Origin of the sequence: Pseudoduganella lutea, from assembly GCF_004209755.1 — a bacterium.
In the GTDB taxonomy this organism is placed as follows: domain Bacteria; phylum Pseudomonadota; class Gammaproteobacteria; order Burkholderiales; family Burkholderiaceae_D; genus Rugamonas; species Rugamonas lutea.
In genome coordinates, this window is the sequence record NZ_CP035913.1 from 874,468 (window position 1) to 894,469 (window position 20,002).

A 20,002-nucleotide genomic window follows, 5' to 3' on the forward strand; every position below is an offset into this window, starting at 1 on the left:
CGACGGCATAGTGGCGCCGGCACAGCCACCTGCATTTCATACGCTGTTGCTCCGCGGTGCCGTCATTGACCGACAGGCCAGACAAACGTGCCTTGCCCCGCGCGTTTCAGGCAATCAAATCCTTCCAATAGTCGTGACAACGCGTTCTCGTCACCGGCTTCGAAGCTTATCCCTTCGCTGGCTGCTCCACGCCACGACGGTTCGAATGCTTTACATGCCAGCAGAATCGATTCCCCCGGGCCCGCGCTGAACGCGAAAGCGACGTGGCGCGCATCGTTTTCCGAAAACCCGAAACGAATAGTCCGAGGCAAGGTGATGGACCGGGCGAGCATGTTCGCCAGCGTGTGGGCTTTCACTTCAAAGATGTCGTTCTCCACGCAAATCCCGTCGACCAGATAGGCCTTTTCATTCATTGAAATGAATGAAAACCCGATGTCGATCGTGTACGCGTCACGTTCAGTGCATGTAATTTCCATGCGATGGATATCGTCGGACCTGGACATGGATGCGTCTCCGGTTACCTTCCCGATGATGGCACGTTTCACATTACCACGGGTTTCCTTATCGGCTCGCATGCATGCATACCGCTACTGTTTTGCAAGCCGGTCACCTGTCCCGGCCCTCCCCTGAAATAACGGAAAATTGCCAAAAAAATCACACGCACAGGTATGATAAAAGACCAATAACGATGGAGACAAACCGATGACCTACCGCATTTCATTGTTTTCCCTGCTGGCCGCGGCACCGCTGCTTGCCGCCGCCCAGTCCACGCCCCAATCGCAGGTCGAAACCGCCGAAGCGGGTTTCTGGCAGGCATATAACGCCTGCGATCATGCGGCAATCGGGAGCCGGCTGGCGAACGACGTGGAGTTCTACCACGACATGGGCGGCAGCCTGAAAGGCAAGGATGCCCTGGCCGGCGCCGTGCGCAACAATATCTGCGGCAACCCACAGCAGAAGACGCGCCGCCAGGCGGAGAAATCCCAGGTCTTCCTGCTCAAGCAGGGAGAAAAGGTGTACGGCGCCCTGGTCACCGGTGAGCACATCTTCCATGTGAAGCGCGGCACTGCTGCGGAAGTGACGGAAGGCCGCGCGCGTTATTCGCACGTGTGGCTGCAGAAGAGCCCCGGCGCGTGGGAACTGTCGCGCGCGGTCAGCTACGACCACCAGCCGTTCGGCGCGCCGCCGGCCACCGCGGCCGCCAGCTCGGCGCTGACGGCGGCGCAGATCGACCGCTATGTCGGCGAGTTCACTGGCAAGGGCATGCCGCCCCTGGCATTCGCGCGCACGGGGAACGAGCTGACCGTGGCTTATGAAGGCAAGAACCTCGTGCTGCATCCGCTGGACAAGCCGCATACCTTCGTCGTCAAGGAAAATAATGCCGAGGTCGAGTTCCGCGCGGGCGCCGCGGGCCCTGCCACGGCGCTCGTGGTACGCATGAACGGCAACGAGATCGGCGAAGCGCAACGCAAATAGGCAAGGCCTGCCGGCCGGCACCGCCCCGCGGCACGGCCAGCGCCGGCTGGCAAAAAAACATGCCGGACATGCCCTTGGTCCCGATCCCGGTCCGCCCGCGGCACTCGTTGCCGCGAAGCCACAACCTGCGGCAACCTGGTGTATATGTTGCCCGTAAGCATTAATCATGGTAACGTCACGATCCTGCTCCCACCGCGGCCCCACCCCTGCCCCGCCCGTCACCAAGGTACGTGAGCTACCGGCCCCCATCGTTTCACCGGCCTGGCCATTCTTCCGATGATCAACCAGCATTGAGCAAGGCGCCTTCGCGTCCGGCTCATGACACAAGGCAGCCCTACCATGATTCGCGAACGCAGCTCGACCCGGGAACCGCTTCTTCACCTGGCATGGTCCACCGATGCCGAAGGCGTCTGCGCGGCCCCGCTGGAATGGTGCCCCGGACTGCTGCCGGCGATGGCCGGCATACCGCTGGCGGACTGGATGGCCACGGTGGCCGTGAACGATGGCGCTGCCGTGGCGGCGGAACTCGGTGACGTGATGGCGCGGCGCCAGGCCTTCGACTGCGAGCTGGAAATCGCCTGCGGCGACGGCCGGCACCGGCACGTGCTGGTCACCGGCCTGCCCCGGCAACAGGGGGATGGCTATACGGGCGCACTGGTGGACGTGACGGAACGGCAGGATGCGCTGGACAACGCCACGCGCGCGGCGGCAACGCTGCGGCTCATGGTCGACAACGCAACCGACCTGGTTGCCTTCTGCGGCCTCGATGGGCGCTACATCGACATTTCGTCGTCCTTCACGCGCAGCCTCGGGTGGACCAGGGAACAGCTGGTCGGGCAGCCCGCGATCGACTTCGTGCACCCGGACGACCACGCCCATGCCAACGACGACATGGGCCGCATCCTGGCCGGCGAATCGCGGCCTGATGCGATCGAACTTCGCAAGCGCGACACGAACGGCCGCTATCTCACGCTGGCATCGAAGACGCGCATGGTGATCGAACCGGCGACGGGCGAATGCCTGGGCGCCGTGTTCGTGTCGCGCGACATCGAACGGGAAAAGGAAATGCTGGGGCGCCTGGAACGCATGGCCGAGCAGAACCTCACCCTGATCGAGAGCATCAACGACGGCTTCTTCTCGGTCAATACGGATTGGGAAATCGTCTACGCGAACAACCGGGCGGCCGACTTCGTGGGTGTCGACCGCGACGCGGCGATCGGCAAGGTGGTGTGGGACCTGGCCAAGGGACTTGCGGGATCGGTGGCCGGCGAGCATCTGCGCACGGCCATGGCGCGCCGCGAGAGCATCAGCTTCGAAGCGTTCTATGAACCCGTGGGCGCCTGGATCAGCGAGCGGATCTATGCGCACGAGGACGGCCTGTCGGTGTTCTTCCACGATATTTCCGAGCGCGTGGCGCGCGAACAGCAGATCCGCGACAGTGAACGGCGCTTCCGCGAAACGATCCGCATCACGCCGGCCGGCTACGTGCTGGTCAACGGCGAGGGCATCGTCGAGGACATCAATCCCGCCCTGTGCCAGCTGTCCGGCTATTCCCGCGAAGAGCTGGTCGGCAAGCCGGTGGCGGCGATCCTCGCCGATGGCGGCGCCGGCGCGGCGCTGAACATCGGCCACACCGGCCACCATGACCATGCGCTCGAAACGGTGCTGCTGCATCGCCAGGGCCATCGCATGGTGGCCCTCGTGAACCAGACCGTCGAACGCGATGCGCAGGGCAGCCCCCTGTCGCTGACGGCATTCATCACCGATATCACGGAGCGCAAGCGTGCCGAGGCGCGGCTGGAAGAACTGGCCACGCGCGATACGCTGACGGGCTTGCCGAACCGGGCCTGGATCAACCGGCGCGTGTCGGACATGCTGGGCCAGGGCCACGGCGAGACGACGGTGTTCTTCATCGATTTGAACCGGTTCAAGGAGGTCAACGATTCGCTGGGCCATGCCACCGGCGACCGCCTGCTCCAGCTGGTGGGCAAGCGCCTGCAATCGTGCATGCGGCCGGGCGACGTGGTGGCCCGGCTGGGCGGCGATGAATTCGTGGTCGCCGCCAGCTGCGCGGGCCGCGAGGCGGCGACGGCCATCGCCCGGCGCCTGCTCGCCACGATGAAGCTGTCATTCTTCATCGACGGCATGGAGATGCGCGTGGGTGCGTCGATCGGCATCAGCCTCGCCGGGATGGACGTCACGTCGACCGAAGCCCTGTTCCAGAAGGCCGATACGGCGATGTACAAGGCCAAGGCGCTGGGCGATGGTTCGTTCCAGTTCTTCGAGCCGGCAATGTGGCTGGAAGCGAAGCGCCGCCTGCACATCGAGGCGGCACTGCACCGCGCGCTGGAATACGGGCAGTTCGCGGTGCACTACCAGCCGCGCGTCGACTTGCGCTCGCTGCGCACGCTCGGCGTGGAAGCGTTGCTGCGCTGGGAGCACCCCGAGTTCGGCCGCGTACCGCCGCTGGAGTTCATTCCGCTGGCCGAGGAACGGGGCCAGATCGGCACCATCGGCCGCTGGGTGCTGGGCGAGGCATGCCGCGAGGTCAAGCACATCAATGAACGGTTCGGCCTGGCCCTGCACGTGTCGGTCAATGTCTCGGCGCGCCAGTTGCGCTCGCCCGACCTGATCGGCCAGGTGCGCAGCGTGCTGGCCGAGTCGGGCCTGCCGGCGGCGGCACTGGAACTGGAACTGACGGAAAGCGCCCTGATCGAGGATCTCGACCAGTCCGTGCTGGTACTGCAAGGCCTCAAGGCGCTGGGCGTGCGGCTGTCGATCGACGATTTCGGCACCGGCTATTCGAGCCTCTCCTACCTGAAGCGCCTGCCGATCGACGTGCTGAAGCTGGACCGCTCGTTCGTGGCCGAGAACCCGGCCGGCGACGGCTTCGTGCGGGCGCTGATCGACATGGCGCACGTGCTCAATCTCTCCGTGGTGGCCGAAGGCATCGAGACCGGTGTGGCGATGGAAGCCCTGCGCGACGCCGCATGCGACGAAGGCCAGGGCTACCTGTTCGCGCGGCCGATGCCGCTGGCCGAGCTGGAAGCATTCCTGGTGCGCGAAGGCGAAGGCCATGCCGGCGACACGCAGTCCGGGGCATTGCCCGCATGACCGGCCACGCCGGATAAAGCTTTCGACTGCCAGGCACGTTCGCCGTCAATGCGCGGCGGACAAGCTGTCCAGATGCAGGCTCCCGGGCAACTCCTCCGCCGGCACGGGCCGGAACAGGTAGAACCCCTGCAGCTCATCGCATTGCAGCGCTTCGAGAATGCGCGCCTGCTCCGCGGTTTCGACGCCCTCGGCCACCACGCGCATGCCCAGCGAATGGGCCATCGTGATGATGGCCCGGAAGAAGACTTCGCCGCTCTCGTCGATGCCGAGCCGGCTCGTGAACGACTTGTCGACCTTCAGCACGTCGAACGCCATGTTGTGCAGCATGGAGAGCGACGAGTAGCCGGTGCCGAAGTCATCCACCAGCAGCTTCACGCCGAGCGCGTGGATGGCCCGCAGGTTGTCGGCCGTGCGGCGCGGGTCGACGACCATCGACGATTCCGTCAGCTCGATTTCCACGCACGAGCCGTCGATGCCGTGGCGGGCCAGCGCGCTGGCGATGCTTTCGCGGATGTCGCGCTCGTTGAACTGCCGGCTCGACACGTTGATCGACACCGGCACGCAGGCATACACGCCATGCGCCCACTGGGCGATCTGCGTGCAGACCAGGTCGATCACCAGTTCGCCGAGGTTCAGGATCAGCCCCGTTTCCTCGGCCAGGCCGATGAATTCGTCAGGCCCCAGCATGCCCTCGGTCGGATGGTTCCACCGCACCAGCGCTTCCAGGCTCGTCACCTTGCTGGTCTTGCAGTCGACACGTGACTGGTAATGCATGACGAACTGGTTTTCCGCGATCGCCGCGCGCAGTTCTTTTTCGCGTTTCGTGCGCTGGCGCATCGCATCGTAGAACGCCGAGTTGAACAGGTGGTAGCGGTTCTTGCCCGACGTTTTCGCTTCATACATGGCGATGTCGGCATGCTGGTACAGCGTGTCCATGTCCTTTGCATCGACCGGATACAGGCTGATGCCGATCGACGTGCCGACGGAAGCGGTGCCGGCCGACGTGGAAAACGGCGCGTGGAATGCGTGCAGGATGCGTTCGGCCACATGCTCCGCCTCCGACTGGTTGCCGACCAGCTCGAGCACGACGACGAACTCGTCGCCCCCCAGGCGCACCACGTGATCGTTCGGCCGCACGGCCACCTTCAGCCGCTTGCCCACATGCTGCAACACTTCGTCGCCGGCGCCGTGGCCGAAGGTGTCGTTGACCAGCTTGAAGCCGTCCAGGTCCACGAACAGCACGGCCACCTTGGCATTGGCCTTGTCCGCGCGTTCGAGCATGGTGGGCAGGTTGCGGCGGATCCAGGCGCGGTTCGGCAGGCCGGTCAGCATGTCTTCGTTGCTGCGCCGTTCCAGGTCGGCGACGTGCGATTTTTCCAGCGTGATGTCGCGCACGGTGATGGCAAGCACGTCGTCGGACTTGACGACGCCAACCCGCAGGTGCTGTTCCTGCCTGCTGCCCCCTTCGAGCTGGAAGTCGTCTTCGGCCGATCCCTGCCGGAACGCCTTGTCGAGCAAGGCCTTGATCGACGATGCCCCGGCGAGGCCGCCGCGCATGCCGGACAGGTGCGCGCCGATGACCGCCTGCCGCGCCGTTCCCAGGAAACCGGCGCCGCGGTCGTTGCAATCGACGACCCGGTAATCGGCGATTGCCTTCGCATCGCCGCGCACGGGCTTGCAGATGAAGAAGCCTTCCGTGCCGCCTTCGGTGGCCTTGCGATAGGCGGCCTGCGACAGCGCCAGCTGCCGCCGCTCGCGGTGGAAGCGGATCGACATCGTGGTGGCGATCACCACGAACACGGCCAGCACGAAGTTCGCCCCGGCGGCCACGCGGATCGAGCCGATGCGCCGCTCGTTCAGGGCCACCTGCGCCTCCGTCTGGTCGGCGGCGGCCACCACCACGATGGGAAAACCATCCACGCGACGCCAGGAGATGAAGCGGCTGACGGTGTCGCCGAAATCGCCGCCGGCCACGTAGATGTTGCCGGCCGAACTATCGAGCGCAAAGCGCAGCGATGACGGAATGGCCGGCGGCTGCCGCCCTCCCCCGTTGATGCGGAACGCTTTCGTGCTGCCGTCGAGCCCGACCGAGGTAACGAAGCCTTGCGTGCCGAGCACGCCACTGTCATAGGGTGCGATGAGGGCCTCGCTGTCGAGCGCGACGACGACGACGCCGGCCAGGCTGCCCGCGGCATCGAGGATCTTGCGCGAAAACCGGATGAAATACTGGTCCTGCCCCGCCATCTTCCTGGGCATGCCGATGAACATCGTGTCCGTGGTGCTGCGCTTCTGTTCGGCGAAGAACGGCAGGCCCGTCACGCTGTCCAGCTCGTCGCGCGGCCAGGCTTCCGGGCTGTTCGTGAACAGCATGTCGCCTTCCGCGCCGAACACCGAAATGTTGAGGATGGCCTTGTCCGGACCCACCACTTCATCGAGCGCCTTCTGCTCCGGCTTGCCGCCGACGGCCTGCCAGTGAGAGCCGGCCAGCACGAGGATCTGGTCGATCATCGTGAGGTCGCGCGAGAGCTGGGCGGCCTGGCTTTCCGCAACGCGGCTCGACGCTTCGTAGGTGCGGCGTTCGAACTGCACGCGCTCGGCATCGAGCACCTGGATGAGGTAGACCCAGCAGGTACAGGCAACGATCAGGCCGAAAAAAGGCCAAGCGAAAATTGGCAGCGCGGCCGCCCGCGTCGTGCGCAGGGCACGAGATGCGAGCGCCATGCTCTTCGGCCCGTCCATCGTTTCTCCCAACGCCATCCCTGCTTCTTCATGCGATGTGTGCCGCCGAGCGAAAATCTCGACGGTGCTGCCTAGCCAGCATACGCGAGGGCCTAGCACGCCGCAAGCGAATCGCCAGCGGGGCCGGGGTTCGGCTTGACGGATGCGCGACAGCGGGGTACGGGTTCGGCATTGTCGATGCGTTCAAGCACGATCCAGGGCATCGCAAGAAAGTTTTCTTTGTTGCTTACTCCTCTTAAAAGCTTTCATCGTGCAATTAAAAATAATAAATTTACTTTAATTTATCGTCATCATGTCAAACGCCTGTCACATAGCGGGCCTACCTTAACGAACGCGCCCCCTGTGATGGGGGGCCGGACTAGCGCAGCAGTTATGGTTGCGCGCTTCGTGGCCCGTTGGATGCGGTCGTGATCCGATGTGCTCGCCCTGTGATCTTTCACTTTTACGAGGTATGCCATGTTCCCGTTTTCCCATTCCGTGACGCCTGCCGTTCGCTCCCACCTGAATGCCCAGGCAGCTTTCCTGAACGATATGTCGAAATCGCTGTCGCGCTCCTTCCAGAACCTGTGCCAGCTGAACATCCAGCTGGGCCAGACGCTGATCGAGGAAAGCACCATTGCCGGTCACCAGCTGCTGACCACCGATCGTCCAAACGACGTGATCCAGGTGGCCGCTTCGCGCGCCCAGCCTGCTTCGGAAAAACTGCGCGCCTACCAGCAGCACGTCTCGCGCGTCGCCGCAGATGCCCAGGTTGAACTGGCTCGCGTGGCCGAGCAGCACGTGCAGGAAACCTCGCGCACCGCCCGCGCCCTGGCCGACCAGGTCGCCCGTACGGCTGCCGAGGAAACCGACCGCAATGTGCGCCACCAGGAAGAAGCGCTGAAGAACTTCCGCGACCCGTTTGAAATCCCGGGCGCACAGCGTGGCAATGGCGCCAGCTATCAAGGCAATGTGCAGTCCGCCGGCGACCGCGACCACGACAGCGCTTCGTCGAAAGGCAATGTGCAAGGTGAAACGGTTGCCGCTACCCAGGCAACCGGCGGCAAGTCGCGCCAGTAAGGTAATGGGGGTGGTGGCGGCGGGCGCCGCTGTTGCCACCCCGTAGCAGTGCTGTGCGCAAGCCGATCGTGGCTTGCGCACCGTTGGGCTTCCCCGTTTTGTTTGCCGTTCCGCTCAAGTCCGTGAGAATCTCCGCTGCCGGCCATGGCCGATTGGCCCTTGCTATATTCTGGGCACTGGTCAACCAACGGTGCTCGGCATGGACGAACGAACAGGCTGGACCCGCCGCGCCTTCCTGGCGACGGCCGGCGCATCGCTTGCCTTTACGCTCATCCCCCAAGCTGCCCATGCTGCCCGGCATGGCGATCCCTACCCCGGCTTTGCCGATCCGCCCATGCCCGCGCGACCACGCATCTGGTGGTTCTGGGGCGAGTCCGTGACGACCGATGAAGGCATCACCCGCGATTTGCAAGCCTATCGCCAGGCCGGCTTCGGCGGCGTGGTGCTGTACGAGCAGGTGTTCAAGGCCGCGCCGGATTCACTCGCCAGCCTGTCGCCCGAATGGCTCGCGCGCGTGCGCTTCGCCGCCGCGGAATGCGCACGCCTCGGGCTCGCACTCGAAGTCAATGCCAGCAATGGCTACGTGGCCGGCGGGCCGTGGATCACGCCGGCACTGGGCATGCAGCGTCTCGTGGCCAGCGAGACGCACGTAACGGGCGATGCGCGCCGCGTGCTGAAACTGCGGCAGCCGGAAACCAACCTCGATTACTACCGCGACGTGGCCTGCCTCGCCTACCGCACCGTCGACGGCGGCGCGCCGCTGCCGCTGCCCACGATCACCAGCAACGCCACGGACATCGACTTCGATGCAATGATGGCACGCCCCCCTGTCGCCGGGGAGGCGGATGCCGGCCGCCGCAAGGCGCGCATCCGGCCGCGCGCCGATGGCCAGCCAGTGCTGGTCGCTTTCGATTACGGCCACGCCGTCACGGTGCGCAGCCTGACGTTCACCCAACGCAAGAATTCCAAGGCCCCCGTCATCGCCACGCAGGTGCCCGGCCGCTGGGGCCCGGATGCGCTCGGCCAGGGCATGCGGCGCAACCCGCCGCTCGGCATGCTGGAAGCCAGTACCGACGGCCAGCGCTGGGCGGCGGTCGCCGAGCTGCCGGCGATGGGTTACCAGCATGGATGGTGGGACCGGCTTACCGTGTCGTTCGCGGCGGTCACGGCGCGCCATTTCCGGCTGAACCTGCACGGCTGGGGGCGCAATGTTCCGGCAGGTGACGACGACCTGCTGCTCGGCGGCCTGACGCTGCGAGGCTCCGCCCGCGTGGACCGGTGGGAAAGCAAGGCCGGCAACCTGGCCGATTTCGCCGACCCGGACCGCACGCCGCGCTACAGCCATGGCGAAGTGGTCGATCCCACCACCGTGGTCGACGTGACAGCGCACCTGGCGCCGGATGGCTCGCTCGACTGGACACCGCCGCCGGGCGACTGGACGATCCTGCGGCTAGGCCACACGCCCACCGGCGCGCGCACGAAACACGGCTATCCCGGCGCGCTGGGACTCGAATGCGACAAGCTGAGCGCGCACGCCACCGGCGTGCAGTTCGAACACTACATCGGCCCGATCCTGGCAGCGGTGCGCACGGTGCCAGGCGGGCGCATCGAAGGCATCGGCATCGACAGCGCCGAACACGGGTCGCAGAACTGGACGACGGATTTCCCGGCCCAGTTCCGCAAGCGGCGCGGCTACGACCTGCTGCCATGGCTGCCCGCGATGATGGGCATTCCGGTCGCCAGCGCCGAAGCAACGGACCGCGTGCTGTTCGATGTGCGCCGCACGATCGCCGACCTGATGAGCGACGAATACTTCGGCACCTTCACGCGCCTCGCCAATGCGGCCGGCATGACGGTCACCGCCCAGGCGCCCGGCATCGCCACCTGCCTGCCGGGCGACAACATCGGTGCCAAGGGCCGGGTCGATATCCCGATGGGTGAATTCTGGGTCAACCAGTTCGGCGGCGAGGGCCAGCCCGAAGGCACGATGGATTGCCGCGAGGCCGCCAGTGCCGCGCACCTCTACGGCAAGCCGATCGTGGCCGCCGAAGCATTCACGGGCAGCCCGGCGCACATCCATCCCGCCATGCTCAAACCCTTCGCCGATGCCGCTTTCGCGAATGGCATCAACCGCATGGTGGTCCTGGCCGGCAACCACCAGCCGTATGGGGACCGGCGCAAACCCGGCGTCACGGAGGATAAATTCTTCCTGCCCTACCAGCGCAACAACACGTGGTGGAAGCAAAGCACGCCGTTCTGGCACACGCTGGGCCGCGCGTCGTACCTGCTGGGCCTGGGCCGGCCGGTGGTGGACCTGCTGTACCACCTGGGCAGCGACACGCCGCTGAAGATCGCCACCGCGCGCATGCGGCCCGCACCGCCGGCCGGCCACGACTGGGACGTGTGCGGCGACGAGGAACTGCTGCGCGCCACCATCGACGACGGCTGCCTGGTCATGCCCGGCGGGATGCGCTACCCGGTGCTCGTGCTGGCCGGGGGCGAAGCCATGACGCTGGCGGCCGCGCGCCACGTGCTCCACCTCGTGCGGCACGGCGCACGCGTGATCGGCCCCGTGCGGGCACGCCGCACGCCCGGCTTCGCCGATGCCGCCGGCCAGCCCGAACTGCTGCGCATCGCGGATGAACTATGGGGTGTGGCACCGCAGCCAGCACGGGGCGAACGCCGCGTGGGTGCCGGCGTCGTGATGTGGGGCGAGGAACCGGCGGTGCACCTGGCGCGGCTCGGCATCGGCACGGATTTCCATGCCGCGGGGCTGGACCCGCTCGATATCCTGTTCGTGCACCGTAAGGTGGACGGCATGGACCTGTATTTTGTCGCCAACCATCGGCCGGGGCCCCTTGCCGTCGACGCGCTGTTCCGCGATGGCGCCGGCGCGCCGCAGGCGTGGGACCCGGGCACCGGCCAGCGTTGCACCTTGCCCGGTGCGCGCGCCACGCCGCGCGGCACGACGGTACCGCTGCGGCTGGAGCAGCATGCGTCATTGTTCGTGGTATTCGGCGCGCCCGCAGCGCCAGCAGCAGCAGCCGGGCCGCTGTCGCTGATCGGCGAGCTGCCCGTGCGGCACACGCTGCGCGGGCCGTGGCGGGTCGCTTTCGATCCGGCCTGGGGCGGCCCCGCATCGCTCGTGCTGCCGGAACTCGCCTGCTGGACGGCGCATGCACTGGAAAGCGTGCGCCATTACTCGGGCACGGCGATCTATCGCACGCAGTTCGACCTGCCACGCCTGCCGCGGGACGCCGTGTGGCTCGACCTCGGGCAAGTGGAAGTGGTGGCGACCGTTTCCGTCAACGGCACGGAAGTGACCACCCTATGGAAAGCGCCCTACGCGGCCGATATCGGCCGCCACCTGCGCAAGGGCCGGAACCGGCTGGAAGTCCGGGTCGCGAACCTGTGGGCGAACCGGCTGATCGCCGACGCGGGTTTGCCTCCCGAACAACGCATCGCCTGGGCCACGTTCAATCCTTACCAGCCGGGCGACGTGCTGTTTCCATCGGGCCTGCTGGGGCCCGTGACGCTGCGGTACGACGGCGCAGGGTGAATGCGCCCCGTCGCGGGAACGTCGGCATCGGCTTGCGCGGCGACGACGGCCCCGCAACGTTCCGGTGTCGACATCGGCCTCAGCGGATCTTTTCCAGCTTGTCGCGCAGCGTCGCCTGCGACAGCTCGCCCACGTGGCGCAGTACCAGCCGCCCGGCGCCATCGTAGAACAGCGTGGTGGGATAGGCCACGGAGCCGGTACTGGCCGCCAGCCGGCCGGCAGGGTCGGTCACCACGTTCTGCAGATGCAGGCCCTGGCCTGCGAGGTAGCGCCGCACGGTGTCGGCCGATTCGCGCTGGTTGACGAACACGAAGCCGATCTCCGGATTGGCCGCCTGCGCGGCATGCAGCACCGGCATTTCGCGCCGGCAGGGCGGGCACCACGTGGCCCACAGGTTGACCACCAGCGGCTTGCCGGCAAAGCGCGCCAGCGCGATCTCGGTGCCGTCGAGCTGGCGCACCGTCACATCCGGCATCGGCGCACGCGCCGGCGTCATCCACTGCACGGCCAGCGTGCCACCACCCCACAGCGCCAGCCCGGCCAGCGCGGACACCAGCAGCGGGCGGCGCAGCGCATCGCTGCGCCGCACCAGCTCGATACCGACCACGCAGGCTGCGAGCAGGCCGATCGCCGGCTCGAAACCGCCATCGCGGATATCGAACGCGGTCCATGGCGCGCCTGCATAGATATCGCGGTGCTTGAACACGAACATGAGGCGTGCGGCGAGGAAGCCGACGACGATCATCTTCCACAACAGCGGGCCGGCATCCACGCCGCGCCGGCGGTGGAACCAGTCCGCGATGCCGGTGGCAAGCAGGATCGCCAGCAGGGACAGCACGGCACTCGTCGGCAGCACGACGGGGCCCAGCGTGATCGAGTCCATTATTCCCCCACCGAGCGTTGGCGGAACCGGGCCGCCTTGTGGCGGTTGCCGCACAGGGCCATGCTGCACCAGCGGCGTTTGTGCGCCTTCGTGCGGTCGTAGAACCATAGCACGCAGTCGGGGTGCTCGCACTGCCTGACGAGCGTGAAATCGCCGTCGGCCAGCAATTGCGCCACCGCTTCCGCGACGGGCCCCAGCATCGCCGCGATCGCGTCGCCACGCGGCTCGCGCTTCACCACCAGCTTGCCATGGCCGTCGTGGACCAGTTGCGGCGCACTGACATGAGTGGCGAGGATGGCATTCAACGGGCGGGGATCAGCCGTCTTGCCGGCCTTGCGGCGCGTGACCAGCCCGCGGGCCAGCGTGCGCAGCGCCGTGGCCTGCGCCAGCAACGCGGCACCATCGGCCGCCTTCGCGCCTGCCGGCGCAACGATACCCTGCCGCTCGAGCCAGCGCCGCACATCGTCGCCACTGCGCCAGAAATCGACGGCCGCGCCATCGTCGCGCGCCTCGGTGTTCAGCAGGTCCAACGCCAGGTGATCGGCCAGCACCGGGGCCTCGTCCGGCGCATGTTTCGCAGTTGCCGCGGTTGTCGCAGTTGTCGCAGTTGCCATCAAATAACCCCTGAAAAATACGTTGACAGGTTACGGAAGGCGGCGCACACTCCGGTTCAAGTAACCCAATAAATTTGATTATACAGGTTATCAAGCCATCCCACCGACCCGCCTACCAGGAGCCACCATGACCGCACCCACCGCAAGCGCAACCGCCCATGCCGAAACAGCCCATGCCGGGCAGGTCCATTACCGCACGATGGACATCAACGGTGTCGATCTCTTCTATCGTGAAGCCGGCGCACCGGCGGCGCCGGCCATCCTGCTGCTGCACGGCTTCGGCGCTTCATCCCACATGTTCCGCGAGCTGATCCCGCGACTGGCCGGGCGCTACCGAGTGATCGCGCCCGACCTGCCGGGCTTCGGCCAGACCACCGCCCCGGCGGGTTTCGACTGGACGTTCGACAGCCTCGCATCGGTGATCGACGCCTTTACCCGCGCGAAGGAACTGGATCGCTATGCGCTCTATGTGTTCGACTACGGCGCCCCGGTGGGCTGGCGCCTGGCGGTGGACAATCCGGAAAGGATTACCGCGATCGTGACCCAGAACGGCAATGGCTACGAGGAAGGCCTGAGCACGGGCTGGGCGGAAATGCGCAAGGCGTGGGCCGAGCCGACCGCCGCCAACCGCGAAGCGCTGCGCAAGTTCAATACGCTGGAGATGCTGCGCTGGCAGTACACGGAGGGCGTCAGCGATACCTCGCTGCTGGCACCGGAGAGCTGGCAGCTGGCTCACGCGTCGATCGAGCGGATCGGCGTCGACGTGCAGATGGACCTGCTGGTCGACTATGGCAGCAATGTCGCCCACTACGCGCGGCTGCATGAATTCTTCCGCAGCCACCAGCCGCCCACCTTGGCGATCTGGGGCTGGAACGATCCGTTCTTCCTGCCCGCCGGCGCCGAAGCCTTCCAGCGCGACAACGGCAACGCGGAAGTGCGCTTTTTGGACACGGGCCACTTCGCCATCGAAACGCATGGCCGGGAGATCGCGGCGGCCATGCTGGATTTCCTGGGCCGCAGCCTGCCGGCATGATGGGAAGAGTGAAGCGGTGATAGCATCGGGCTTTCATCGACACCGACGGAGTTGCAATGATCTTCGATCCCCGCGACACGTATCTCCACCTTGCTGAAGACGGCACCGCGCGACAATTGGCCGGCGACGCCTTCTGGCAGATGCCCGAATCCGAGGCCGGCCGCTATGACCGGGGCTGGCTGGTCACTGCGTTCGATTTCGATGACGACTGGCCGAACTGGGAGATGCATCCGCACGGCGACGAATTCGTATACCTGCTGTCGGGCGATGTCGAGCTGCATCTCGACCGGGAGGAAGGACTCGTCACCGTTGCGCTGTCGGGCAGTTGTGCAGTCGTGGTGCCGCGCGGCGTGTGGCATACCGCTACGGTACGTTCACCGAGCCGGATGATGTTCGTCACCCGGGGCGCCGGCACGCAAAGCCGGCCTGTATCGGCTCGGTAATTGCCTGCGCCAGGCTGCCCCCGCAGGCTGCAATTATCGGTGAAGGCGTGCGGGGAAGGTGTCGCGATATGCAGCATCTCGCCGCCGGTAACGCCGCCGGTCAGTGTGACAACTGCGGGCGACGTTGCGCGGCGATTGCGTGACGCGCCACGGGAACCTCGCGCAGGCGGAACGTGCCGACGGCCTGTGACAGGCTGGCAGCCTGGTCGCGCAGGCTTTCGGCCGCCGCCGCGGCCTGCTCGACGAGCGCCGCATTTTGCTGGGTGATGTCGTCCATCATCGTGACGGCCTGGTTGATTTCCTGCAGGCCCGTGCTCTGCTCGGCGCTGGCGCTGGTGATGCCGGCCATGATGGTTTCCAGCTTGCGCACGGCGTCGACCACCTGGCCCATCGTCTGGCCGGCCTGGTCGGCCATGCGGGCGCCCTCTTCCACCGTGCCCGCCGAGTCGCCGATCAGTTCCTTGATTTCACGGGCCGCCGCCGCGCTGCGCTGCGCCAGGTTGCGCACCTCGGATGCCACCACGGCAAAGCCGCGGCCCTGTTCGCCGGCGCGGGCCGCTTCCACCGCGGCATTGAGCGCCAGGATATTGGTCTGGAACGCGATGCCGTCGATCACGCTGGTGATGTTGCCGATGCGGGTCGAGCTTTCGCGGATCGCGCCCATCGTGCCGACCACCTTCGACACCACTTCGCCACCCCGCGCGGCGATCGACGAGGCATCGGCCGCCAGCCGGTTCGCTTCGCTGGCGTCGCTGGCGTTGCGCTGCACCGTATGGGTCAGCGTTTCCATCGACGATGCGGTTTCCTGCAGCGAACTGGCCTGCGATTCCGTGCGTGCCGACAGGTCGGCGTTGCCGCGCGCGATCTCGCCGGTGGCCACGGCCATTTCGTCGGTACTCGCGTGGATCTTGCCGATCATGCCGGCAAGGTTGGCGTTGATGGTGGCGATGGCGCGCATCAGGATGCCCACTTCATCGTCGTGCGTCACGCGGATATCCTCGGTAAGGTCGCCTTGCGCGATCCGCGCGGCGGTGGCCGTGGCGTTGGCCAGGTTGCGCGCGATGTAGCGGTACACGAGCAGCAGGCACAGCACGGTGCCGCCCACGGACAGGGCCAGCAATACGACCGCCATGGCGAACGCCGTGCGCGTTTCGCCTTCCGCCTTCTCCACCGCCGCGGCCGTGCGGCCATCGAGCATGGCCAGGAATTCGTTCAGCGGCTGCATGATGCGCGCCTTGTTCTGGTGATACGTGGTGTCGTGCATGATGCGGCGCGCCAACTCCAGGTCCGGCTCGCCCTTGCGCGTAAAGCCGCCCTTGCCGTCGTCGAACAGGCCCTTCACGGCATTCATCGCGATCACCTCGGTTTTCACGAGGCCGTCGGAATTGGCCTGGGCTTCCTTCAGCTTGCCGAATTCCTGCTCCGTGAAGCCGGCCTCCTGCATCAGCTGCTGCAGCGAGACGCTCTTGCCGGACGACGGCGGCACGGGCAGGCCGCCCGCCACGAAGTCCCAGTAGATCCGCCCGTAGTTTTCCGGGCGTGGCTTGCTGCCGTTGCGAATGTCGAGGATGTCCATGTACTGCCGCTCGTACGACGCATCGCCGGACACGACATAAGTACGCGCCAACCGGGTCAGGTCGTCCGAGCTTTGCCGCAGTTCATCGGCCAGCAGGTAGGACTGGTAGCGCGACTGACTGGCCGCCGTGGCGGAGGCCTGCTTCTCGGAGACGCGCAGCATCGCCCACAGCGTGGCGGCCGCGAGCAGCACGGTCAGTAAGAAGGTGGCGATGAATGCTTGCTTGATGGACAAATGGCGCATGGCTGGCTCGCTGAAAGGAAAGATATTTAATACCTAGTGGCAACAGTAGCTTTACTCGCGGAAGCATGTCCAGCAAATGGTGAGAATTCGCGTATATTGCCGCGACTTTGTCGGTCGAGGCGCACACAGTTGGCAGGTCGTCATGGCCGATGTGCATGCAAGGTTGTGTGTCTAACAAACAGCAGGCGCCATCGAAGGTAGGCTTGTGTTTTCTGGCGTACAAAGCGGGGTCTGGTATTCGTCCGCAAGCGCCTTCAACCAGGTGGCGAGGCTATGAAAAAAAATTCCAAGGCTCTCAAGATAAGCGGAGCCATACTCGCGGCAATCGTCGGATTGCTGATCCTCTTTGCGCTGTTCGACTGGAACATGCTGCGCCCTTACATCAACCGCAAGGTTTCCGAGACCACGGGGCGCGAATTTGCCATCCAGGGCAACCTGGACGTGAAGTTCCACCGCGGCCTCGACAGCGAAACGGGCTGGCGGCGCTACGTGCCGCGGCCCTATGTCAGCGTCGAGGACATCCGCATGAGCAACCCGGCATGGAGCACCGTCGGCAATCAGATGGCCACGGCGAAGCGCGTTGATGTGGGCTTCCGCATCCTGCCCTTGCTGGGCAAGGAATTCGTCATCACCGACCTGCGGCTGGCCGAGCCCAACGTGGCACTGCAGCGCCGCAAGGATGGCAGCAATTCGTGGACGCTGAAGGACAATGGCCCTTCCGAATGGGAAGTCGATATCCAGCGCCTGGCCTTCTCGACCGGCAGGCTGCGCTACCTCGACGAAGCGATCGACCTCGACCTGCGGGCGGACGCGAAATCGATCAACGGCAACACCACCCCGGCCGCGCCGGGCGCGCAGCCCTACGGCCTGGCCTTCACGCTGAGCGGCAAATACAACAAGGCGCCCGTGACGGGCGGCGGCAAGGCCGGCGCGGTGCTGACGCTGACGGGTTCGGACATCAAGTTCCCAGTCGAGGCCAATGCGGACATCGGCGGCAACAAGATTTCCGTGAAGGGCACGCTGGACGATCCGAAAACACTGTCCGGCATGGACCTGCAACTGAAGCTGGCCGGTCCCAGCATGGCCGACCTGTATCCGCTGACCGGCGTGCTGCTGCCGGAAACGCCGCCCTATTCCACGCATGGCCGGCTGCTCGGCGAGAAGAACGATGCCGACGCGTGGACGTTCACGTACCAGAAATTCTCAGGCAAGGTCGGCGCCAGCGATATCGCCGGCACGCTGTCGTATTCGCAGCGCAAGCCGCGGGCGCTGCTGCGCGGCGAGCTCACATCGCAGCAACTGCGCCTCGCGGACCTGGGCCCTTCCGTGGGCGCCGACACGGGCGCCGGCACGAAGCAGGCCGGCAAGGTGAAGGCGCCGCCCGCCGGCAAGGCATTGCCGGTGGACGAATTCGATACGTCGAAATGGGGCGCGCTCGATGCGGACGTGAAGTTCACCGGCAAGCGCATCGTGCGCACCAACGACATTCCCTTGCAGGACATCGTGGCCGACCTCCACATGAAGGACAAGGTACTGCGGCTCACGCCGCTGCAATTCGGCATGGCGGGTGGCCAGGTGATTTCCAATATCTCGCTGGACGGCCGCCAGAAAGCCATCGATGCGCAGGCCCGCGTGGCGGCGCGGCACCTGAAGATCAACCGGCTGTTCCCGAAACTGGAATCGATGCGCGGCAGCTTCGGCGAAATCAACGGCGACGCGGCGCTGGCCGGCAAGGGGAACACGGTGGCTTCGATGCTGGCGTCGTCGAACGGCGAAATGAATGCCGTGGTGACCGAGGGCTCCGTGAGCAAGTTCGTGCTGGAGCTGGCGGGCCTGAACGTGGCCAACGCGGTGTTCGTGAAGGTATTCGGCGACAAGCAGATCAACATGAACTGCCTGGCCGCCGAGGCGGCCGTGCGCAATGGCCGGGCGAACGTGCAGCGCTTCGTGCTGGATACGGATGAAGCGGTGGTCGACGTTTCCGGCTACGTGGACCTGGCCCAGGAACAGCTGAACCTGGACGTGCGCCCGAAAACCAAGGGCACCCGCATCTTCTCGCTGCGCACGCCGCTGTATGCGAAAGGCACGTTCGCCGATCCCGACGTGGGGCCGTACAAGGGTCCGCTGGCACTGAAGGCCGGCGCCGCCGTGGCCCTGGCCGCCGTGTCGCCGCTGGCCGCCGTGCTGCCGCTGGTGAACGTGTCGAAGGTGCCGGACACAAACTGCAAGGCCGCGATCGCCGAAGCCGAGAAGAAGCCGCAGGTGCGCGAGCTGCCGAAGTCCGTCGGCAAGAAATAAAGTCGATCCAGCGCGCGCGGTCTGCGACCCGCGCGCTGCCTTTTCCGAAGCGCCGGGCCCATGGTAGAGTCGCCCTTTCCGCCAGCGCCGATGCGTTCATGACCAATCCCCACCAGCACAATCCGCACTCGTACGACAGCGATGCGATCGACGCCGTCTACCGCGCCATCCGCGAGCGCCGCGACATGCGTCACTTCCGTCCCGATCCGATCGACCCGGTGCAGCTGGCGCGCTTCATCGAAGCCGCGCACAGTGCGCCCAGCGTGGGCTACATGCAACCGTGGCGCTTCCTGCGCATCACCGACGCGGCGCTGCGGCGCGAGCTGCATGCCCACGTCGACGCCGAGCGCGCCCTTACCGCCGAAGCCATGGGCGAACGGGCCGACGAATTCATGCGCCTGAAGGTGGAAGGCATCCTCGCGTGCGGCGAGCTGCTCGTCGTGGGGCTTGTCGAGGGCCGCGAGCGCTACGTGTTCGGCCGCCGCACCATGCCGGACATGGACCTGGCATCGGCTTCCTGCGCGATCCAGAACTTCTGGCTTGCTGCGCGGGCCGAGGGCTTGGGCGTTGGGTGGGTGTCGCTGTTTGATCCGGAGCACGTGCGTGTTCTGTGTGGAATGCCTGAAGGCAGCCGTCCTATTGCGCTGCTGTGCGTTGGCCACGTGGACGCGTTTTATCCGGAGCCGATGCTGCAGACCGAGCGGTGGGACAGCCGGCGCGAGTTGGGCGGGATCGTTTATGAGAATACGTGGGGGACGCCATGAGTTCAAAAAGCATCGATCACGTAATGTGTTTTGACTTCGGACTTTCGCTCTCCTGAATGCATGGCCCCCTTTACTATCCCGAACTGCAATTACGGCGGCTTAGAATATTTAACAAAACCGGCTGATTAACCTGAGCGCAACAATATTGTACGCTCCAGGCAATAGATTTTTCACCCTGACGCACCTCATCCAAGTGATTGC

Annotated in this window: 13 protein-coding genes; 8 read left to right on the forward strand and 5 right to left on the reverse strand. The window is 65.8% G+C overall.

What is annotated here, in order from left to right:
- Positions 1-62: 62 nt before the first annotated feature.
- The gene (locus EWM63_RS03605) at positions 63-503 is read right to left on the reverse strand and encodes a hypothetical protein (RefSeq protein WP_130185319.1); all 441 of its coding nucleotides are present in this window, start codon (positions 501-503) and stop codon (positions 63-65) included.
- Positions 504-702: 199 nt separating this feature from the next.
- Between EWM63_RS03605 and EWM63_RS03610 the strand changes: the two genes are divergently transcribed.
- Both EWM63_RS03610 and EWM63_RS03615 read left to right on the forward strand, forming a co-directional pair.
- Complete coding sequence (locus EWM63_RS03610) at positions 703-1,476, forward strand: nuclear transport factor 2 family protein (protein WP_130185320.1); 774 nt, start codon at positions 703-705, stop codon at positions 1,474-1,476.
- A gap of 339 nt (positions 1,477-1,815) precedes the next feature.
- Positions 1,816-4,590 (forward strand): sensor domain-containing protein, encoded by a 2,775-nt coding sequence (locus tag EWM63_RS03615; RefSeq protein WP_165390745.1) that lies wholly within the window; start codon positions 1,816-1,818, stop codon positions 4,588-4,590.
- Positions 4,591-4,635: 45 nt separating this feature from the next.
- On the opposite strand, the gene EWM63_RS03620 is transcribed toward EWM63_RS03615, so the two are convergent.
- Entirely contained in the window at positions 4,636-7,347 is a 2,712-nt protein-coding gene (locus tag EWM63_RS03620) for a bifunctional diguanylate cyclase/phosphodiesterase (RefSeq protein WP_130185322.1), read from the reverse strand.
- 438 nt (positions 7,348-7,785) lie between these two features.
- Here EWM63_RS03620 and EWM63_RS03625 point away from each other — a divergent pair, with 438 nt between their 5' ends.
- Positions 7,786-8,388 (forward strand): phasin family protein, encoded by a 603-nt coding sequence (locus tag EWM63_RS03625; RefSeq protein WP_130185323.1) that lies wholly within the window; start codon positions 7,786-7,788, stop codon positions 8,386-8,388.
- A gap of 199 nt (positions 8,389-8,587) precedes the next feature.
- Positions 8,588-11,947, forward strand: a complete 3,360-nt coding sequence (locus tag EWM63_RS03630) for a glycosyl hydrolase (RefSeq protein WP_130185324.1) — start codon at positions 8,588-8,590, stop codon at positions 11,945-11,947.
- Between the two features lie 79 nt (positions 11,948-12,026).
- Here the strand turns inward: EWM63_RS03630 and EWM63_RS03635 are convergent, their stop codons facing one another.
- Positions 12,027-12,830: a TlpA disulfide reductase family protein gene (locus EWM63_RS03635; protein ID WP_130185325.1), complete on the reverse strand. Its 804-nt coding sequence runs from the start codon at positions 12,828-12,830 to the stop codon at positions 12,027-12,029.
- Positions 12,830-13,444: a CGNR zinc finger domain-containing protein gene (locus tag EWM63_RS03640; protein ID WP_130185326.1), complete on the reverse strand. Its 615-nt coding sequence runs from the start codon at positions 13,442-13,444 to the stop codon at positions 12,830-12,832. Before EWM63_RS03640 ends, EWM63_RS03635 begins: the two co-directional genes overlap by 1 nt.
- 127 nt (positions 13,445-13,571) lie before the next feature.
- On the opposite strand from EWM63_RS03640, the gene EWM63_RS03645 reads away from it, so the two are divergent.
- Positions 13,572-14,477, forward strand: coding sequence for an alpha/beta fold hydrolase (locus EWM63_RS03645; RefSeq protein ID WP_130185327.1), 906 nt, complete (start codon positions 13,572-13,574; stop codon positions 14,475-14,477).
- Between the two features lie 56 nt (positions 14,478-14,533).
- Positions 14,534-14,920, forward strand: coding sequence for a cupin domain-containing protein (locus tag EWM63_RS03650; protein WP_130185328.1), 387 nt, complete (start codon positions 14,534-14,536; stop codon positions 14,918-14,920).
- Between the two features lie 100 nt (positions 14,921-15,020).
- Here EWM63_RS03650 and EWM63_RS32905 read toward each other — a convergent pair whose 3' ends face one another.
- Positions 15,021-16,739, reverse strand: coding sequence for a methyl-accepting chemotaxis protein (locus tag EWM63_RS32905; protein WP_130185329.1), 1,719 nt, complete (start codon positions 16,737-16,739; stop codon positions 15,021-15,023).
- Positions 16,740-17,072: 333 nt separating this feature from the next.
- Here EWM63_RS32905 and EWM63_RS03660 point away from each other — a divergent pair, with 333 nt between their 5' ends.
- Both EWM63_RS03660 and bluB read left to right on the forward strand, forming a co-directional pair.
- Complete coding sequence (locus EWM63_RS03660; protein ID WP_229487708.1) at positions 17,073-19,037, forward strand: AsmA family protein; 1,965 nt, start codon at positions 17,073-17,075, stop codon at positions 19,035-19,037.
- Between the two features lie 98 nt (positions 19,038-19,135).
- Complete coding sequence (gene bluB / locus EWM63_RS03665; protein WP_130185331.1) at positions 19,136-19,801, forward strand: 5,6-dimethylbenzimidazole synthase; 666 nt, start codon at positions 19,136-19,138, stop codon at positions 19,799-19,801.
- The last annotated feature ends 201 nt before the right edge of the window (positions 19,802-20,002 follow it).

Excerpts from the sequence above, each read along its gene's own strand:
- EWM63_RS03605 (WP_130185319.1), bottom strand. The coding sequence starts at position 503 with ATGTCCAGGTCCGACGATATCCATCGCATGGAAATTACATGCACTGAA.
- EWM63_RS03610 (WP_130185320.1), top strand. The coding sequence starts at position 703 with ATGACCTACCGCATTTCATTGTTTTCCCTGCTGGCCGCGGCACCGCTG.
- EWM63_RS03615 (WP_165390745.1), top strand. The coding sequence starts at position 1,816 with ATGATTCGCGAACGCAGCTCGACCCGGGAACCGCTTCTTCACCTGGCA.
- EWM63_RS03620 (WP_130185322.1), bottom strand. The coding sequence starts at position 7,347 with ATGGCGTTGGGAGAAACGATGGACGGGCCGAAGAGCATGGCGCTCGCA.
- EWM63_RS03625 (WP_130185323.1), top strand. The coding sequence starts at position 7,786 with ATGTTCCCGTTTTCCCATTCCGTGACGCCTGCCGTTCGCTCCCACCTG.
- EWM63_RS03630 (WP_130185324.1), top strand. The coding sequence starts at position 8,588 with ATGGACGAACGAACAGGCTGGACCCGCCGCGCCTTCCTGGCGACGGCC.
- EWM63_RS03635 (WP_130185325.1), bottom strand. The coding sequence starts at position 12,830 with ATGGACTCGATCACGCTGGGCCCCGTCGTGCTGCCGACGAGTGCCGTG.
- EWM63_RS03640 (WP_130185326.1), bottom strand. The coding sequence starts at position 13,444 with ATGGCAACTGCGACAACTGCGACAACCGCGGCAACTGCGAAACATGCG.
- EWM63_RS03645 (WP_130185327.1), top strand. The coding sequence starts at position 13,572 with ATGACCGCACCCACCGCAAGCGCAACCGCCCATGCCGAAACAGCCCAT.
- EWM63_RS03650 (WP_130185328.1), top strand. The coding sequence starts at position 14,534 with ATGATCTTCGATCCCCGCGACACGTATCTCCACCTTGCTGAAGACGGC.
- EWM63_RS32905 (WP_130185329.1), bottom strand. The coding sequence starts at position 16,739 with ATGCGCCATTTGTCCATCAAGCAAGCATTCATCGCCACCTTCTTACTG.
- bluB (WP_130185331.1), top strand. The coding sequence starts at position 19,136 with ATGACCAATCCCCACCAGCACAATCCGCACTCGTACGACAGCGATGCG.